Source organism: Xanthobacter sp. SG618 (assembly GCF_012932745.1).
Taxonomy (GTDB): Bacteria; Pseudomonadota; Alphaproteobacteria; order Rhizobiales; family Xanthobacteraceae; genus Xanthobacter; species Xanthobacter flavus.
This window is the reverse complement of record NZ_JABBHL010000001.1, coordinates 1-15,801: the sequence shown is the minus strand read 5'-3', so window position 1 is coordinate 15,801 and position 15,801 is coordinate 1. Positions and strand designations below refer to the sequence as shown.

Genomic DNA, 15,801 nt, shown 5'->3' with positions numbered 1-15,801 from the left:
GCCTGCTCGCGCCGTCGCGCGCCGCCGAACCGCCCTCGCGCCCCGGACGCATGGAGCGACAGCGGAATGCGAGCCGGGTCCCAGCGCAACGGTTCGCCGAAGGCGCTTCCAAACCCGACGACCCTCGGATTTAGCCCGCTGCGCGGGTGTCTTGCGCTGGACCCCGGATCCGCGCTCCGGCTGTCGCCGTCGCTTGTCCGGGGCGCGAGGGCGTGTCCTGCACGCCCTCTTTGCGCAGCCCCTCAAGCCCGGCCGAACACCCGCTTGAAGATGTTGTCCACGTTCTTGAAGTGATAGCCGAGGTCGAACTTCTCGTTGATGTCATCCTCGGACAGATACTTGCGCACGTCCGCATCGTTGAGGAGGAAGGTGCGGAAGTCGCCCTCGCCGCGCCAGACGCGCATGGCGTTGCGCTGCACGAGGCGATAGCTGTCCTCGCGGCTGGCGCCCTTCTGGGTGAGGGCGAGGAGGACGCGCTGGGAGTGGATGAGGCCACCCAGCTTGTCCATGTTCTTCTGCATGTTATCGGTGTGGACGACGAGCTTGTCCATCACGCCGGTGAGACGCGCGAGGGCGAAGTCCAGCGTCACCGTGGAATCGGGGCCGATCATGCGCTCGACGGAGGAGTGGGAGATGTCCCGCTCGTGCCACAGAGCCACATTCTCCAGCGCCGGGGTCACATAGGCGCGCACCATCCGGGCAAGGCCGGTGAGGTTCTCGGTGAGCACCGGATTGCGCTTGTGGGGCATGGCCGAGGAGCCCTTCTGCTCGGGGGAGAAATACTCCTCCGCCTCCAGCACCTCGGTGCGCTGGAGATGCCGCACTTCGGTGGCGAGCCGCTCCACGGAGGAGGCGACCACGCCGAGCACGGCGAAGAACATGGCGTGCCGGTCGCGCGGGATGACCTGGGTGGAGACGGTCTCCACCTTCAGCCCCATCTTTTCCGCCACATGGGCCTCAACCGCCGGGTCGATATGCGCGAAGGTGCCCACCGCGCCGGAGATGGCGCAGGTGGCGATCTCCTCCCGCGCCGCCACGAGGCGGGCGCGCGAGCGCTGGAACTCGGCCGCGGCGATGGCGAGCTTCACGCCGAAGGTGGTGGGCTCGGCATGGATGCCGTGGGAGCGGCCCACCGTGGGGGTGAGCTTGAACTCGAACGCCCGGCGTTCGAGCACGGCGAGGAGCTTGTCCACGTCGGCGATGAGCAGGTCGGCGGCGCGGGCGAGTTGCACCGCAAGGCAGGTGTCCAGCACGTCGGACGAGGTCATGCCCTGGTGGACGAAGCGCGCCTCCGGCCCCACGAACTCGGCGAGGTGGGTGAGGAAGGCGATGACGTCGTGCTTCACCTCGCGCTCGATGGCGTCGATGCGCTCCACGTCGAACTCGGCCTTGCCGCCCAGCTCCCAGATCTTGGCGGCGGCTTCCTTGGGCACGATCCCAAGCTCGGCCATGGCGTCGGCGGCATGGGCCTCGATCTCGAACCAGATGCGGAAGCGGGCCTCGGGGGACCAGATGGAGGCCATTTCCGGCCGGCTGTAACGCGGGATCATGGATCGATGCTCGTCAAAATGTCAGGCAGGCGGCTCGTCTAGCAGATGACGGCGGCCGGGGGTAGCGGCGCGGGTCACGCCTTGCGGCGGCCAGCGGCGCTGACGCGGCGTGCCAGCGGCAGCATCACCACCGGCAGCAGGTAGATGGGAAATTGTGCTGCCGCTACGTAAAGCCACGTTTCGTGCGGCAGGACGGCGCCGGTGGCGGCGATCACCACCGCCATGTTGCGGTGGCCGCCGCAGAAGCCGAGCATCATCGCGTCCCCGGGATCGACGGCGCGGAAGATGAGCGCGGTCGCGCCGAAGCCCAGCAGCGAGACGAAGAAGGCCAAGGCGACCAGCCCCGCCATGAAGCCGGGCTGGTCGAGGAAGGCATAGGTGACGCCGTCCATCAGCCCGACGGCGAGGAGGCCCAGCAGCACCACGTTCAGCCCGTCGAGATGGGCGGAAATGGCTTCCACCCGCTTGAGACCCAGCAGCCGGCGGATGAGGAGGCCCGCCCCCATGGTGCCGCCCACCACCGCGGCGAGCCTGAGCGCCAGCGCCAGCGGATCGAGCGCCAGCGCGCCGCCGGAGAAGTGGAACACCAGCCCGGGCGCGGTGAGCGGCGTCAGCGCCATGCCGCCGAGCATGGTCACCAGCACCAGCCGTGCATCGAGGCCGAGCAGCGCCGCAAAAGCGGGGGCGGACATGATGGGCGGGGCCGAGGCCTGCATGATGAGGGCAAGCACGATGGCATTGGGCTCGCCCAGAAGCCGCGTGATGAGCCCCATCGCCAGCGGCAGCACCAGCATGACCCAGGCGCAGGCCAGCCCTGCGATGCCCGCGCGCCGCACGGTGAAGGCGCCGGCCATGGAGGTTCGGACGAAGGCGAGCACCAGCAGCGCGAGGATGGTGGGCACCACCAGCGGCTTCGCCAGCGCCGCGAACGGCGGCAGGGCGAGCCCGATGAACACGCTCGCCGCCACCGCCGGCGCGCTCCGCCGGCCAAGCCAGGCGAGGAGGCGCGTCAAAGCGAGCGCGGGCAGGAAGCCGGGGCTCATGGGCGGGATCTTGTGTGGGAAAGGGGCATCGAATGGGCCTCGGTCGCTTCTAGCCCCTGCCGGTATCTAATGGAAGCCACGGACGTGTCACCCACGGTGATGGGCCAGAACCGGCGGGCTCCCTCTCCCCTTGCGGGAGAGGGCTGGGGTGAGGGGTGTGGCCCCCCTCGCCCCGCCGCCGGGAATGGCGCAACCAGCCCCCTCACCCCCGGCCCTTCTCCCGCGAGGGGAGAGGGGAGGAATGACGGCCACCACCGCGCGTGCCCCGGTTGCGCCCGACGGCCAGGGGAAACCCACCACTGGCGGCCGGGGCGTGTTCCGGGTAGCGTCCACGGGAAACCGGAAACACCCCTTGCCGAAGCGCCCGACCAAGCCGCCCACCCGCACCCACGCCAGCAAGGACGGCCGCGCCGCCAAGCCATCCCACGCGGAGAGGCCAGCACGCGCGACGAAATCCCGTGCCGCGCGCAAGCAGGCCGCCGCGGCCCATGAGGCGGCGGCGCTCGCCGTCGCGCCGCTGGCCACCGGCGAGATGCCCACCAAGGCGCAGGTGCTGGCCTTCATCGCCACCCAGAACGGCGAGGTGGGCAAGCGCGAGATCGCCCGCGCCTTCGGGCTCTCGGCGGCGCAGAAGGTTGAACTGAAGCAGCTCCTGCGCGACCTATCCGAGGAAGGCACGGTGAGCCGCGAGCGGCGCCGCCTGCATGTGCCGGGCGCGCTGCCGGCGGTGGTGCTGGCCGACATCGTCTCCCGCGATGGCAACGGCGAACTGGTCGCCGTGCCCGTCGAGTGGGACAGCGAGGCCCAGGGCGAGGCACCGCACATTCTCGTCCAGGTGCCGCGCCGCGCGTCGGGACCGGCGCCGGGACTGTCGGACCGGGTGCTGTTGCGCATCGTGGAAGGCTCCATCGAGCATGCGGTCCCCCATGTGGGCCGTGTCATCAAGGTGCTGGAGAAGGCCCGCAAGCAGACCATGGGCATCTTCCGCGCCGCCCCGCAGGGCGGCGGCGGGCGCATCATCCCCATCGACAAGAAGCAGCTCGGCCGCGAGCTTCAGGTGCCCCCCGGCGCCGAGCATGAGGCCGAGGACGGCGATCTCGTCACCGTCGAGCTGATGCGCCAGCGCGTGTTCGGCCTGCCCACCGCGCGGGTGAAGGAGAAGCTGGGGTCGCTCAAGTCCGAGAAGGCGGTGAGCCTCATCGCCATCCACGCCCACGGCATCCCCAACGCCTTTCCGGACGTGGTGCTGAAAGAGGCCGAGGCGGCGAAGCAGATCACCGTGCGCGGCCGCGAGGACTGGCGCGATCTGCCCCTCGTCACCATCGATCCGCCGGACGCCAAGGACCATGACGACGCCGTCCATGCGGCGGCGGACGAGGACGGCGGCTTCATCGTCACCGTCGCCATCGCCGACGTCTCGGCCTATGTGCGGCCCGGCACGGCGCTGGACCGCGAGGCGCTGATCCGCGGCAATTCGGTCTATTTCCCCGATCGCGTCGTGCCCATGCTGCCGGAGCGCATCTCCAACGATCTGTGCTCCCTGCGCCCGGACGAGGACCGGCCAGCACTGGCCGTGCGGCTCGTCATCGGCGCGGATGGGAGGAAGCGCAGCCACAGCTTCCACCGCATCCTCATGCGCTCGGCCGGCAAGCTCGCTTATGCGCAGGCGCAGAACGCCATCGAGGGCCGCACCGACGACATCACCGATCCGCTGGTGGAAGGCGTGCTCAAGCCGCTCTATGCGGCCTATGCCTGCGTGAAGAAGGCGCGCGACGCCCGCCAGCCCCTCGACCTCGATCTGCCCGAGCGCAAGATCATCCTCAAGCCCGACGGCACGGTGGACCGCGTGGTGGTGCCGGAGCGCCTTGATGCCCACCGGCTCATCGAGGAGTTCATGATCCTCGCCAACGTCGCCGCCGCCGAGACGCTGGAGGAGAAGAAGACTCCCCTCATCTACCGCGTCCATGACGGCCCGACGCTGGCCAAGCTCTCGGCCCTGCGCGACTTCCTGAAGACGCTGGACATCGGCCTGCCCAAGACCGACCAGGTGCGCCCCTCCCACTTCAACCGCATCCTGGAAGAGGTGAAGGACACCGACGCCGCCCCGCTGGTGAACCAGGTGATCCTGCGCAGCCAGAGCCAGGCGGAGTACGCTTCCGAGAATTACGGCCATTTCGGCCTGAACCTGCGCCGCTACGCGCATTTCACCTCGCCCATCCGGCGCTATGCGGACCTCATCGTCCATCGCGGCCTCGTGCGGGCGCTGGGCGTGGGCAAGGACGGGCTGCCGGACGATGCCACCGTCGAGAGCCTCGGCGAGGTGGCGGCCGCCATTTCCGTTACGGAACGTCGCGCCATGGCGGCGGAGCGGGAGACGGTGGACCGGCTCATCGCCCATCACCTCGCCGACCAAATCGGCGCCACCTTTAACGGCCGCATCACCGGGGCGACCAAGGCGGGACTCTTCGTCGCGCTCGACATCACCGGGGCGGACGGCTTCATTCCCGCCTCAACCTTGGGCCAGGACTATTATCGGTACGACGAAGTGCGGCAGGCGCTGGTGGGGGACCGCACCGGCGAAATGCACCGCATCGGCGACCGGGTGGAGGTCAAGCTGGTGGAGGCCGCGCCGGTGGCCGGTGCGCTCCGGTTTGAGCTTCTGAGCGAAGGCTCCTATGTAAAGGGACCACGCGGGGGTGGACCGCAGCGCCGCGGCGCGCCGTCCGGTTTCGCCGGCAGGCCGGGCAAATCCTTGCCGGGCCGGGCAAAACCGGGCAAGTCCGGTTCCGGCAAGTCGGGTTCCGGCAAGGCCAACCCCGGGAAGGCCAAGCCCGGAGGCGGCAGGCGCTGAGGCGTCCGGCCGGCACAACGTTGGAGAAGCGCGCTCCTCAGGAGCGACCGAGAGGTTCAGGACCGTGACCACGCCGACCGGCATGACCGTGACCCAGAAGCTGTCGGCCCCCGATGAGGCGCCGACCGGCAATGTTCCGGGCGCGCCTGCCGTCGGTGGCGCCTTAGAACTTCCCCCGCCCCGCCGCGAGGTGTCCGGCGCGCTGATGCGCGGCGCGCGGTGCCTGTGCCCCGCCTGCGGCTCCGGCAGCATGTTTTCCAGCTACCTGAAGGTCACCCCCTTCTGCGCCACCTGCGGCGAAGAGCTGTACCACCACCGCGCCGACGACGCGCCGCCCTATGCGGTGATCTTCGTGGTGGGCCACATCGTGGTCCCGCTCATGGTGCTGGTGGAGGAATTGTACCGGCCGGAGGTGTGGGTGCACCTCTCGCTCTGGCTGCCGCTGACTTTGGTGCTCTGCCTCGCGCTGCTGCCGCCGCTGAAGGGCATGCTGGTGAACCTGCAATGGGCACTGCGCATGCACGGCTTTGATTCCGGCAGCGACGAACGGGAGGCGCCGCCCGAAGGCGCCGTCCGTCCCGTCATCCGCGCCGTCCGTCCGACCCTCTGAGAACCATGAACGATTTCGCGACCCGCCTGACCGCTTCCGAGCGGCGTCAGGATTCCCCGAACGTCCGCCCGAGCGACGCCGCCACCCTCATCCTCATCGACCGCAAGGGCAAGAAGCCCCGCGTGCTGATGGGGCGGCGGCATCCCAAGCTCAAATTCCTGCCGGGCGTCTACGTGTTTCCCGGCGGCCGGCTGGAAAAGGCCGACAAGGCCATGCCGGTCTACGGCTTCCTAGATGCCGACAGCGAGCGGCGGCTGCTCACCAACGTGCAGCGCCCGAGCCTCGGCCGCGCCCGGGGCCTCGCCGCCGCCGCCATCCGCGAGATGTATGAGGAGACCGGCCTTCTGGTGGGCACCAAGGAGTGCGGCGCGCCGGAAGCTCCCTGCGACGACTGGCGGGTGTTCGAGGAGCGCGGGGTGTTCCCGGACCTCGGCGCCCTCAGCTTCGTCGCCCGCGCCATCACCCCGCCCCGCCGCCCCCGGCGCTTCGACACCCGCTTCTTCGTCGCCGATGCCACGGCCGTGTGCGACGAGGTGAAGGGGCTGGTGGGCGAGGATTCGGAACTCATCGACCTTGCCTGGCTCACCTTCGCGGAGACGGAGAAGCAGGAGCTTCCCACCATCACCCGCGTGGTTCTGGAAGAACTGGCCGCCCGCATCGATGCCGGGTTCTGCCCGCGCCTGCCGGTGCCCTCCTACGCCATGGTCCGCGGACACTTCGTCCGCACCCTCCTGGATTGAAGCCGAACGCGATGCATGCTCCCCACGGGTCCCTCGGCCACATGAGCCGGACGGCCTCCATCGCGGCCGCGATCTCCGCCATCACGGTGGTGGGTGTTGGCATCAGCCTGTCCATCCCCCTGCTGGCGCTGGAGCTGGAATCGCGCGGCATCGCCAACAAGTGGATCGGCATCAACACCGCCGTGGCCGGCATCGCCACCATCTTCACCGCGCCCTTCGTGCCGCTGCTGGTGCGCAAGATGGGGCTGCGCGCGCTGCTGGTGGGGGCCATCATCCTCGCCGCCGCGAGCCTCGTGGGCTTCAAGGCGGCGCCGTCCTTCCTCATGTGGTTCCCGCTGCGCTTCGCCTTCGGCGCGGCGCTGTGCATCCTGTTCGCAGTCTCGGAATTCTGGATCAACGCCCTCGCCCCGCCGAACCGGCGCGGGCTCATCATGGGCATCTATGCCACCGCGCTGTCGCTGGGCGCGGCGCTGGGGCCGACCATCCTCAGCGTGCTCGGCGCCTCCGGCTGGGCGCCCTACCTCGCCGGCGCCGTGGTGCTGCTGCTGGGCGCCATCCCCATCCTGCTGGCGCGGGGAATCACCCCCCGCATCCATGACGACAGCCACCACGGCGTGCTCACCTTCGTGCGCCGCTCGCCCTCGGCTGTGCTGGCGGCGCTGGTGTTCGGCGCCATCGAGACGGCGGTGATGACCTTCCTGCCGCTTTACGGCCTGCGCCTCGGCCTCTCCGAAACCAGCGCGGCGCTGCTGCTGACGGCGGCGGTGCTGGGCAACGTCGCCTTCCAGATCCCCATCGGCCTCATCAGCGACAAGGTGGACCGGCGGGTGCTGCTGTTCTGCTGCTCGCTGGCGGGCGCGGCGGGCGCCTTCACTTTGCCCTTCGTGCCGGTGTCGAGCCCGTGGTTCCTCGCCATGATCTTCCTCGCCACCGGCGTGGTGGGCTCGCTCTACACCGTGGGCCTCGCCCATCTCGGCGAGCGATTCCATGGCGCGGACCTCGCGGCGGCCAATGCTGCGTTCGTGATGCTCTATTCCGTGGGCCTCATCGCCGGCCCGCCTCTGGCCGGCGCGGGCATGGACCTTTACAACCCCTATGGCTTCGCCTTCGTCATCTCCACCATGCTGGCCGTCTATGCGGCCATCGTCGCCGGACGGCTGATGACACGGGGCCGGAGGGCGGCGTGATCCACCGCAAGGATGGCCCACCCTTGACATTACGGGCGCATTGAGAGAGTTTCCGCGCCCACGAGCCGCCGGAGACCGGCAGCGCGTCCGTTCTTCTTTTCGCCACCTCACGGTTTGCAAAAACCAGACGGTCGCACGCCGCACGCGGCACCCAGGGATCAAGACATGGCCAAGGCTGCAACCATCAAGATCAAGCTCCTGTCCTCGGCGGACACGGGCGTGTTCTACGTCACCAAGAAGAATTCCCGCACCAAGACCGACAAGATCGTGCTCAAGAAGTACGATCCGGTGGTGCGCAAGCACGTCGAGTTCCGCGAAACCAAGATCAAGTGATTCCGCTGCGGCGCTGGACATCGGCGCCGCGCGGCCTACAATCTCAGGTTCATCGTGACTGGACAGGGCACCCTCCGGGTGCCCTTTTCTTTTGCGCCGGTCTTCTGCGCACAGGAGGCGGGCGCCGCAGGGCGCCCTTCCCATTTGTGCGTAAGCGCGGCGGGTGATTCCCCCTACCGCCCCTGCCGCAGCGCGTTGAGCACGGCGATGGAGGCATAGCCGTCCGCCGGTGTGATTCCCGCTTTCTGCTGGAAGGCGCGCACCGCGCGCATGGTGTCGGCGCCGACGCGCCCGTCGGATCCGCCGGTGTTGAAGCCCGCCGCCGTGAGGCGCTGCTGGACCTCCTGGATCTCCGCCAGCGTCAGCGCCCGCTCGCCGCCGGGCCAGGAGGCGACGAACGGCCCCTCCCCCATCACCCGGTCGCCCAGATGCACCACCGCCAGCGCATAGTTGGACGAGGGGTTGTAGGAGCGCACCGCATAGAAATTGTGGAGCAGCAGCAGCGCCGGCCCGCCGGGACCACCCGGCAGCCAGAGTCGCGCCGGCTCGTCATAGGCGGACAGGGACTGCCCCTCGATGGTGGTGAGGCCGAGTTCGCCCCACTGGGAGAGCGGGCGGCGCGTCTTGTGGTCGGCGAGGTCGGAATTGAAATTGCCCGGCAGCTTCGCCTCGAAGCCCCACGGCTCGCCGCGCCGGTACTTGCCGCGCTTCACCAGATAGTTGGCGGTGCCGGCCAGCGCGTCGTCCGGCTTGCCGAAGGGCGAGATGCGCCCGTCGCCGTCGAAGTCCACGCCCATGTTGAGCCAGACCTCGGGCATCCACTGGGTGTGGCCCATGGCGCCGGCCCACGACCCGGTCATCTCCTGCGGCGTGCCCCAGCCGCGCTCGACGATGACGAGGGCGTTGAGAAGCTCCGCCTCCCAGTATTTGCGCCGCCGCGCGTCACCCCACGCCAGCGCCGCCAGCGAATTGAAGATGGGCTTCATGTGGGCGGGGTTGGAGAGCACCTCGCCATAGGCGCTTTCCATGCCCCAATAGCCGAGCATCACCCGGCGATCGACGCCGAACGCCTGCTCGATGCGATCCAGCAGCGCGGAATATTGCTTGGCCTTCTGCCGGCCGGTGGCGATGCGCCAGTCGGAGACGCGGCGGTTGAGATATTGCCAGGACTGCTCGGTGAACTCTTCCTGGTTGCGGTCCTGCGCATAGACCGCGGTGTCCGGCTTCAGGCCGCTGAACACCTTGTTGTAGGTGGCATCCGATACGCCGCGGGCCCGGGCCCGGGCGCGGAAGGTCTCGACCCATTTGGGAAACGGCTGCGCCGCCTGCTGGGCGAAGACCGGCGGGGCGAGAAGGCCGGTGCCGGCCAGAAATGCGCTCCCCGCAAGAGAGAGGGTAAAGGCGCGGCGGCCGATGAGCAGGCGGGATCGGTCGTCGGTCATGTCTCTCCCGGTCAGGTCAGCTAGAGGAGGTGAAGGGCCGGGCGGAGGCCAGCACCTCGGGATCGGCCACGGTGCGGCCGACGATGGCGGTGACACGCTCCGGCTCGAACGGCCGAAGCGTGGAGATGAGGCGCACCGGCGCCGTATCGGGCGGCGCCACGGCCGGGCCGATGAGCTGCGTCACCCGCCGGGCGATGGCGGGCGCGGGGTCTATCCAGGTGACGGGCCACGGCGCGAGGCGCTCGAATCGGTCCACCAGCAGGGGATAATGGGTGCAGGCGAGAACCACCGTGTCGGTGCGCCGGCCACCGGCGGAGACGAAGCAGGGCGCGATCTCGGCGAGGATGTCTTCATCATCCACCGGATCGCCTGATATGGCCGCCTCGGCGAGCCCCGCGAGGCGGTCGCTGGGCACGAGGGCCACGTCGCAGCCCTGCGCGAACTCGCGCACGAGGCCGGCCGTATAGTCCCGCCGGACGGTGCCGGGGGTGGCGAGAACGCTGACCCGTTTCGTGCGGGAGGCCATGCAGGCCGGCTTGATGGCCGGCACGGTGCCGATGAAGGGCAGTTGATGGCGCGCGCGCAGGCTCGGCAGCGCCAACGTGGAAATGGTGTTGCAGGCGATGACCACGAGATCGGGCGAAACATCCGCGATCAACCGGTCCACCACATGGCCGACGCGCTCCAGCATCACGTCGTCGGTGAGCGCGCCATAGGGAAAGGCCGCATCATCCGCCGCATAGACGAGGCGCGCATCCGGCCGGGCCTTGGCCACCTCGCGGAAGACGGACAATCCGCCCACCCCCGAATCGAACACAAGAATGGTCGGCGCCACGTCGGGATGGGACGCGGTCGCGGTCAGCGGGGCAGCGAGGGAGGTCACGGCGGAACTCTCGATGGCAGCGTATGCCATGGCTTATCCTCAATGGCGCGGGCGAGATTGTGACGGCAGCACCGTAAAGGAAGGGTGAGCAAGCGCGGACGGAGGGGGATTCGACTTCGCGGGCCGCCTTCGCCCCCCATGCCCAACCTCTGCCCTCGCGGTGCCATCACCCCTCACCCCAACCCTCTCCCGCAAGGGGAGAGGGAGTTGGGCCGGTTCGGCGCCGGGACGTTCAAAAACATCGATCAGCCGACCTGGCCGAGCGTGGTCCCCCAGTGCACGCCAAGGGCTAGCGGTGCCTTTTGGCCTCCCCTCTCCCCTCGCGGGAGAGGGGCTGGGGGTGAGGGGGGGCGGCCTCTCCACTCCAATGCACTCGCGGCGCCATACCCCTCACCCCAGCCCTCTCCCGCAATGGGGAGAGGGAGCCTGCCGGTTCGGGAGCCAGGACACTTCCCTCCCCTCGAAACGTCAGCGCCGTTGACGCTTGACATACGCTATATCTGAATGAATATAGCTTCATTGCCAGAGCGGGTTTGGATCATGGCCATGCAGGACGAGGCGCCGCAGCGGGACGACATCATCGGGCAGGATCTCCTGTCGTTCGACGTCGCGGTGGACGGCAGCCGCTTCCGCATGAGCTTCAGCCAGCCGGACGGATCCAGCGCCTCGCTGAACCTGCCGTCGGACTGCCTGCGCGCTCTGGTGATGACGCTGCCCAAGATGATGGCCGAGGTGCTGCGCGCCCAGTACAAGGACGAGAGCCTGCGCCTCGTCTATCCCGCGCACATGGTGCGGGTGGAGCAGGCCTCCGAGCCCTCCACCCTGATCCTCACCCTCGCCACGCCGGACGGGTTCGAGGTGTCCTTCGCGCTGGGCGGCCGACAGCTCCAGACGCTGGCCGCGGCCCATGCCAGCATCGGCCGCAAGAGCGAGGCGGCACCTGTCTTCAACTGAGATTCATCCCTTTTTTGCCGAGCGACCAACCCCAACTGACCCGTTCGATTTTCCTCAAGACAACGCGATTTCACGCGGACCGGCACCCACTTCCCCGGAAAGCGTCCTGATCTCTCGTGTGGCATCTCGAACCGGAGGCACCGGGAGCCGAAAGGCCCCCGGTGGCAATTTTTTGCGTCAGCGGCCGGGCCAGCGGCGCCCCCTGACCGGGGGCTCCTGACCCGGAAAACGGAAATGTCATGGGAGAGGCACCGGAGAAACGGGAAGACAAGCGGGAAGGCATGGCGGCGCCCCCGGAGAGCCGCCGCCGCACCGGTGGATCAACCCGCCTTCTTGAACTTCGCCGCCTCCTCCGAGCCGCCGGTGGCATTGCCCTTGGAATAGGAATGGGCGCCGACGCCGGCGAGGGTGCCGTCCTGGACGATGAGATATTCGTCGCGGATGGGGCGCCCCTCGAAGAAGCATTCGAGGATTTCGCGCGTGCCGGCCGCATAGCGGGCCTGGGCGGTGAGCGAGGTGCCGGACATGTGCGGGGTCATGCCGTTCCACGCCATGGTGCGCCAGGGGTGATCGGCCGGCGCCGGCTGCGGGAACCACACGTCACCGGCATAGCCCGCAAGCCTGCCGCTATCCAGCGCCCGGGCGATGGCGTCGCGGTCACACAGCTTGCCGCGCGCGGTGTTGACGATGTAGGCGCCGCGCTTGAACAGCTTCAGCGTCTCCTCGTTCACCATGTGCTCGGTCTCGGGATGCAGCGGGCAGTTCAGCGTCACCACATCGCAATGGGGGTACATCTCCTCGCGGGTGGCGTGGAAGGTGAGGTTCAGCTCCTTCTCGATGGCCTCGGGCAGGCGGTGGCGGTCGGTGTAGTGCAGCTTCACGTCGAACGGCGCGAGGCGGCGCAGCACGGCAAGGCCGATGCGGCCGGCGGCCACGGTGCCGACGCTCATGGCTTCCAGATCGTAGGAGTGCTGCACGCAATCGGCGATGTTCCAGCCGCCCTTCCGCGCCCAATCATGGGCCGGCAGATAGTTGCGCACCAGGCCGAGGATCATCATCACCACATGCTCGGCGACGCTGATCGAGTTGCAGTAGGTGACCTCCGCGACGGTGACGCCCCGGTCGATGGCCGATTGCAGGTCCACATGGTCCGAGCCGATGCCGGCGGTGAGCGCGAGCTTGAGGTTCTTCGCCTTGGCGAAGCGCTCGGGCGTCAGGTAGGCCGGCCAGAACGGCTGGGAGATGACGATGTCGGCATCCACCAGCTCCTTCTCGAACACCGAATCCGGGCCGTCCTTGTCGGAGGTCACAACCAGCGTGTGACCATTGGCTTCGAGATATCTGCGCAACCCCAGTTCGCCGGAGACGCTGCCGAGCATGGTGCCGGGGATGAAGTCGATGGCCTTCGGCGTCGGCAGGGTCTGGCCGCCGGGATAATGGTCGATCTTCGGCAGGTCGTCGCGGGCATAGGTCTTCGGCAGGCCGCCGATGGGATCGTCGTAGAGAACGCAGAGAACCTTGGCCATGGTTTCCTCCTTAAGGCGATGGAGGCGCGCGCCCGCGATCGCCGGATGGAGACCGGCGCCAGTCGGGACGGGACGCATTTGGGACGATCCGCGGGGCGGCCTGAGGCCACCGCGCCGCGCTTCCATCTTGGGGCCGGCGCAGGTCGCGTCCGGCTTTTGCGAGTTAAGGACGGGGGCGGCGGCCGGTCCAATCGTTTGGCGGCAACGATTGATAGCCTTCTGCGATAAGCGCCCTCAGGCGCAGGCGGTGAGGGCCGGCGGACGGGTGACGCTCTCGCCCAGCCGGCGCGCCGCATGGCGCATGAAGGCGCCCGCCAACGGAGATTGCGGGTCGCGGTCCGAGGTCACGACGCCGACGCTCTGGCTGTGCACCGGGTCCACCAGCGGGATCGCGACGAGATGGTCCGGCGCCTCGAAGGTTTCGAGATAGGTGTGGGGCACGATGCCGGACCATGCCCCCGAGCGCACCAGCGACCACACGCCGAGAAAGGTGTTCGCCTCGATGCGCGGATTGGAGGTCACCCCCGCCTCAGCGAGGATGCGGTCGACGATGCGCCGGTTCTGCATGTCGCTGGTGAGCAGGCACAGAGGATGCGCCGCCGCCTCCGACCAGCCGATGGCGTTGCGGCCGGAGAAGGCGCCGGCGGCGGTGACGAAGACATAGGTCTCGTCATAGAGCGCGATGGAGCGCACCCGCGACAGCGGCTCGTTCTCGAAATAGGTGACGCCCGCGTCGATATCGAGCGTGTCGAGTCCGCGCTGGATGGCGGTGGAGGCGAGCGAGAGCAGTTGAACCCGCACATTGGGATAGCGGGCGCAAAAGCCGTTCACCAATGCCGGCAAGGCGGGGATGGCGGCCGGAATCGCGCCGATGCGCAGGGTGCCGGACAGTCCGCTCGACGCATCCGAGAGGTCCTGCCGCATGCCGTTATAGTCGGCCACCATGCGCTGCGCCCAGGCGAGCACCCGCTCGCCCTCCAAAGTCAGCCCCAGGAAACGGTGGGAGCGGATGACGAGGGGCAGGCCCAGCTCCTCCTCCAGCTTGCGGATGCCGGCCGAGAGGCCCGGCTGCGACACCCGGCAGGCCTCCGCCGCCCGCCCGAAATGCCCCTCGCGGGCCACCGCCACGAGATATTCGAGCTGGCGCATGAACATGTGTGTGCCCTTCCTGGTACCTGCACGCCCATCTTATATATCGATGGGAATAGCGACAAGGCGCCCCGTGGTTTGATAAGCTGCCCGTATTGGAGAGGCGCCGTCGGTGCGCGGGCTCCGGACGAGGTTCTATGGCGTCGCTGAGCGTGAGAATCGATCTTGCTCCCGGAGGCCGGCTCGGCCCCGGCAAGATCGAGCTTCTGGAGAAGATCGAGGCGCTCGGCTCCATCTCCGCGGCGGGGCGGGAGATGGACATGTCCTATCGCCGGGCATGGGAACTGGTGGAAGAGCTGAACGCGCTCTTCCCTGCCCCGCTCGTCTCCGCCCGCTCCGGCGGCAAGCACGGCGGCGGCACGGCGCTCACGGCGCTGGGGCAGGCGGTCGTCGCCAATTATCGCGCCATCGAGAAGGCCGCCGATGCGGCGACGCGCGCGGCCGTGGCGGAGCTGGAGGCGGAACTCGCCGCCACCCCCACCGCCGCCGAATAATCCCTTCCCCTCAAGCCCGCGCGGCGCCTGAGCGTAAGGCGCGCGAACTCCGCGTGGCCGGCTCTAGGCCCGCGCCGCCCGCAGCGCCGCCGCAGCCGCCACCGGCCCCAGCACCAGCGCGAACAGAGCGAGCCCCGCCAGCACGCGGAAGGGCGTGCCGAACGGCACCGGCCCCACCACCGCCGCCTGCGTCGCCGACACGGCGAAGATCAGCACGGGGATGGTGAGGGGAATCACCAGCACCGCGATCAGCAGTCCACCCCGCCGGAACGCCCCGGCGAAGGCCGCGCCGATGAGGCCGAGGAAGGTCACGGCCGGTGTGCCCACCAGCAGCGTCAGCACCACCGCGCCGATGGCGGCGGGCTCGAGATTGAGCATCAGTGCCAGAACCGGCGCGGCGAGCACCAGCGGCAGGCCGGTGGCGAGCCAGTGGGCGAGGCCCTTGGCGGCGGCGGTCAGTTCCAGTGGCAGCGAGGAGAGGGTGAGGGCATCGAGCGAGCCATCCTCCGCATCGGAGGCGAACAGGCGTTCCAACCCGATGAGGCTCGCCAGCAGCGCGCCGATCCACAGGATGGCCGGGCCAATGCGCGCCAGCAGCACGAGGTCCGGCCCCACCGCGAACGGCACCACCGTCACCACGCTGAGGAAGAACACCACGCCCAGCCCCGCGCCCCCGCCGGAGCCCAGCGACAGCGCCAGATCCCGGCGCACGATGGCAAGGAAGGCGGCGATCATGGGCGGCCTCCGGCCGGGGAATGGCTGAAATCGGGAGGCCGACGCAATCCCGCCGCGCCGGCCGTGCTCCCTCTCCCCTTGCGGGAGAGGGCTGGGGTGAGGGGTACGTCTCCGCGAATGCCAGGGCCGGCGGACTTGGAAAGTGGGCGCCCCCCCCCCCCCCCCCCCCCCCCCGGGGGGGGGGGGGGGGGGGGGGGGGGGGCCCCTCCGCGTCTCCGCCCCGCATTTCCGTCTAACGTCAAACACCCCCTCACCCCGGCCCTCTCCCGCGCGGGGAGAGGGGGCGCAAACGATGATGACTGCG

General features: G+C 69.2%; 14 protein-coding genes. 7 read left to right on the top strand and 7 right to left on the bottom strand.

Annotated features, from left to right (window positions below; genetic code table 11):
* Positions 1-242 precede the first annotated feature (242 nt).
* A complete protein-coding gene (purB, locus tag FHT36_RS00070) occupies positions 243-1,550 on the bottom strand; it encodes an adenylosuccinate lyase (RefSeq protein WP_169119974.1) in 1,308 nt (435 codons plus the stop codon).
* A gap of 74 nt (positions 1,551-1,624) precedes the next feature.
* Positions 1,625-2,593 (bottom strand): hypothetical protein, encoded by a 969-nt coding sequence (locus FHT36_RS00065; protein ID WP_169119972.1) that lies wholly within the window; start codon positions 2,591-2,593, stop codon positions 1,625-1,627.
* A gap of 532 nt (positions 2,594-3,125) precedes the next feature.
* Between FHT36_RS00065 and rnr the strand changes: the two genes are divergently transcribed.
* The 5 genes from rnr (at position 3,126) to rpmG (ending at position 8,314) form a co-directional block, all read left to right on the top strand.
* Entirely contained in the window at positions 3,126-5,444 is a 2,319-nt protein-coding gene (gene rnr, locus FHT36_RS00060; RefSeq protein ID WP_169121429.1) for a ribonuclease R, read from the top strand.
* A gap of 64 nt (positions 5,445-5,508) precedes the next feature.
* Positions 5,509-6,054: a DUF983 domain-containing protein gene (locus tag FHT36_RS00055; RefSeq protein ID WP_348644354.1), complete on the top strand. Its 546-nt coding sequence runs from the start codon at positions 5,509-5,511 to the stop codon at positions 6,052-6,054.
* 5 nt (positions 6,055-6,059) lie between these two features.
* Positions 6,060-6,794 (top strand): NUDIX hydrolase, encoded by a 735-nt coding sequence (locus FHT36_RS00050; protein ID WP_169119970.1) that lies wholly within the window; start codon positions 6,060-6,062, stop codon positions 6,792-6,794.
* An 11-nt stretch (positions 6,795-6,805) separates the two neighbouring features.
* Positions 6,806-7,981 (top strand): MFS transporter, encoded by a 1,176-nt coding sequence (locus FHT36_RS00045; RefSeq protein WP_169119968.1) that lies wholly within the window; start codon positions 6,806-6,808, stop codon positions 7,979-7,981.
* A gap of 165 nt (positions 7,982-8,146) precedes the next feature.
* Positions 8,147-8,314, top strand: coding sequence for a 50S ribosomal protein L33 (gene rpmG / locus FHT36_RS00040; protein WP_012115832.1), 168 nt, complete (start codon positions 8,147-8,149; stop codon positions 8,312-8,314).
* A 173-nt stretch (positions 8,315-8,487) separates the two neighbouring features.
* Here the strand turns inward: rpmG and FHT36_RS00035 are convergent, their stop codons facing one another.
* Together FHT36_RS00035 and murI are read right to left on the bottom strand one after the other, a co-directional pair.
* Positions 8,488-9,756 (bottom strand): lytic murein transglycosylase, encoded by a 1,269-nt coding sequence (locus FHT36_RS00035; protein ID WP_169119966.1) that lies wholly within the window; start codon positions 9,754-9,756, stop codon positions 8,488-8,490.
* A gap of 16 nt (positions 9,757-9,772) precedes the next feature.
* Positions 9,773-10,669 carry a glutamate racemase gene (gene murI, locus FHT36_RS00030; protein ID WP_169119963.1) on the bottom strand — a complete coding sequence of 299 codons (897 nt, stop codon included), beginning with the start codon at positions 10,667-10,669 and terminating at the stop codon, positions 9,773-9,775.
* A 510-nt stretch (positions 10,670-11,179) separates the two neighbouring features.
* On the opposite strand from murI, the gene FHT36_RS00025 reads away from it, so the two are divergent.
* On the top strand, positions 11,180-11,593 hold the full coding sequence (locus FHT36_RS00025) for a hypothetical protein (protein WP_246701961.1): 414 nt from the start codon (positions 11,180-11,182) through the stop codon (positions 11,591-11,593).
* A 320-nt stretch (positions 11,594-11,913) separates the two neighbouring features.
* Here FHT36_RS00025 and FHT36_RS00020 read toward each other — a convergent pair whose 3' ends face one another.
* Positions 11,914-13,119 (bottom strand): NAD-dependent formate dehydrogenase, encoded by a 1,206-nt coding sequence (locus tag FHT36_RS00020; RefSeq protein ID WP_169119961.1) that lies wholly within the window; start codon positions 13,117-13,119, stop codon positions 11,914-11,916.
* A gap of 234 nt (positions 13,120-13,353) precedes the next feature.
* Positions 13,354-14,274 (bottom strand): LysR family transcriptional regulator, encoded by a 921-nt coding sequence (locus FHT36_RS00015; protein ID WP_169119959.1) that lies wholly within the window; start codon positions 14,272-14,274, stop codon positions 13,354-13,356.
* 131 nt (positions 14,275-14,405) lie between these two features.
* On the opposite strand from FHT36_RS00015, the gene FHT36_RS00010 reads away from it, so the two are divergent.
* Complete coding sequence (locus tag FHT36_RS00010; RefSeq protein ID WP_169119957.1) at positions 14,406-14,762, top strand: winged helix-turn-helix domain-containing protein; 357 nt, start codon at positions 14,406-14,408, stop codon at positions 14,760-14,762.
* Between the two features lie 63 nt (positions 14,763-14,825).
* Here the strand turns inward: FHT36_RS00010 and ccmB are convergent, their stop codons facing one another.
* Positions 14,826-15,497 carry a heme exporter protein CcmB gene (ccmB, locus tag FHT36_RS00005; RefSeq protein ID WP_210257517.1) on the bottom strand — a complete coding sequence of 224 codons (672 nt, stop codon included), beginning with the start codon at positions 15,495-15,497 and terminating at the stop codon, positions 14,826-14,828.
* Positions 15,498-15,801: the final 304 nt, after the last annotated feature.

What these genes read in the sequence shown, in the direction of transcription:
- ccmB (WP_210257517.1), bottom strand. Translation starts at nt 15,497, where the DNA reads ATGATCGCCGCCTTCCTTGCCATCGTGCGCCGGGATCTGGCGCTGTCG.
- FHT36_RS00020 (WP_169119961.1), bottom strand. Translation starts at nt 13,119, where the DNA reads ATGGCCAAGGTTCTCTGCGTTCTCTACGACGATCCCATCGGCGGCCTG.
- FHT36_RS00015 (WP_169119959.1), bottom strand. Translation starts at nt 14,274, where the DNA reads ATGTTCATGCGCCAGCTCGAATATCTCGTGGCGGTGGCCCGCGAGGGG.
- FHT36_RS00050 (WP_169119970.1), top strand. Translation starts at nt 6,060, where the DNA reads ATGAACGATTTCGCGACCCGCCTGACCGCTTCCGAGCGGCGTCAGGAT.
- rnr (WP_169121429.1), top strand. Translation starts at nt 3,126, where the DNA reads ATGCCCACCAAGGCGCAGGTGCTGGCCTTCATCGCCACCCAGAACGGC.
- FHT36_RS00045 (WP_169119968.1), top strand. Translation starts at nt 6,806, where the DNA reads ATGCATGCTCCCCACGGGTCCCTCGGCCACATGAGCCGGACGGCCTCC.
- FHT36_RS00025 (WP_246701961.1), top strand. Translation starts at nt 11,180, where the DNA reads ATGGCCATGCAGGACGAGGCGCCGCAGCGGGACGACATCATCGGGCAG.
- rpmG (WP_012115832.1), top strand. Translation starts at nt 8,147, where the DNA reads ATGGCCAAGGCTGCAACCATCAAGATCAAGCTCCTGTCCTCGGCGGAC.
- FHT36_RS00010 (WP_169119957.1), top strand. Translation starts at nt 14,406, where the DNA reads ATGGCGTCGCTGAGCGTGAGAATCGATCTTGCTCCCGGAGGCCGGCTC.
- purB (WP_169119974.1), bottom strand. Translation starts at nt 1,550, where the DNA reads ATGATCCCGCGTTACAGCCGGCCGGAAATGGCCTCCATCTGGTCCCCC.
- murI (WP_169119963.1), bottom strand. Translation starts at nt 10,669, where the DNA reads ATGGCATACGCTGCCATCGAGAGTTCCGCCGTGACCTCCCTCGCTGCC.
- FHT36_RS00065 (WP_169119972.1), bottom strand. Translation starts at nt 2,593, where the DNA reads ATGAGCCCCGGCTTCCTGCCCGCGCTCGCTTTGACGCGCCTCCTCGCC.
- FHT36_RS00035 (WP_169119966.1), bottom strand. Translation starts at nt 9,756, where the DNA reads ATGACCGACGACCGATCCCGCCTGCTCATCGGCCGCCGCGCCTTTACC.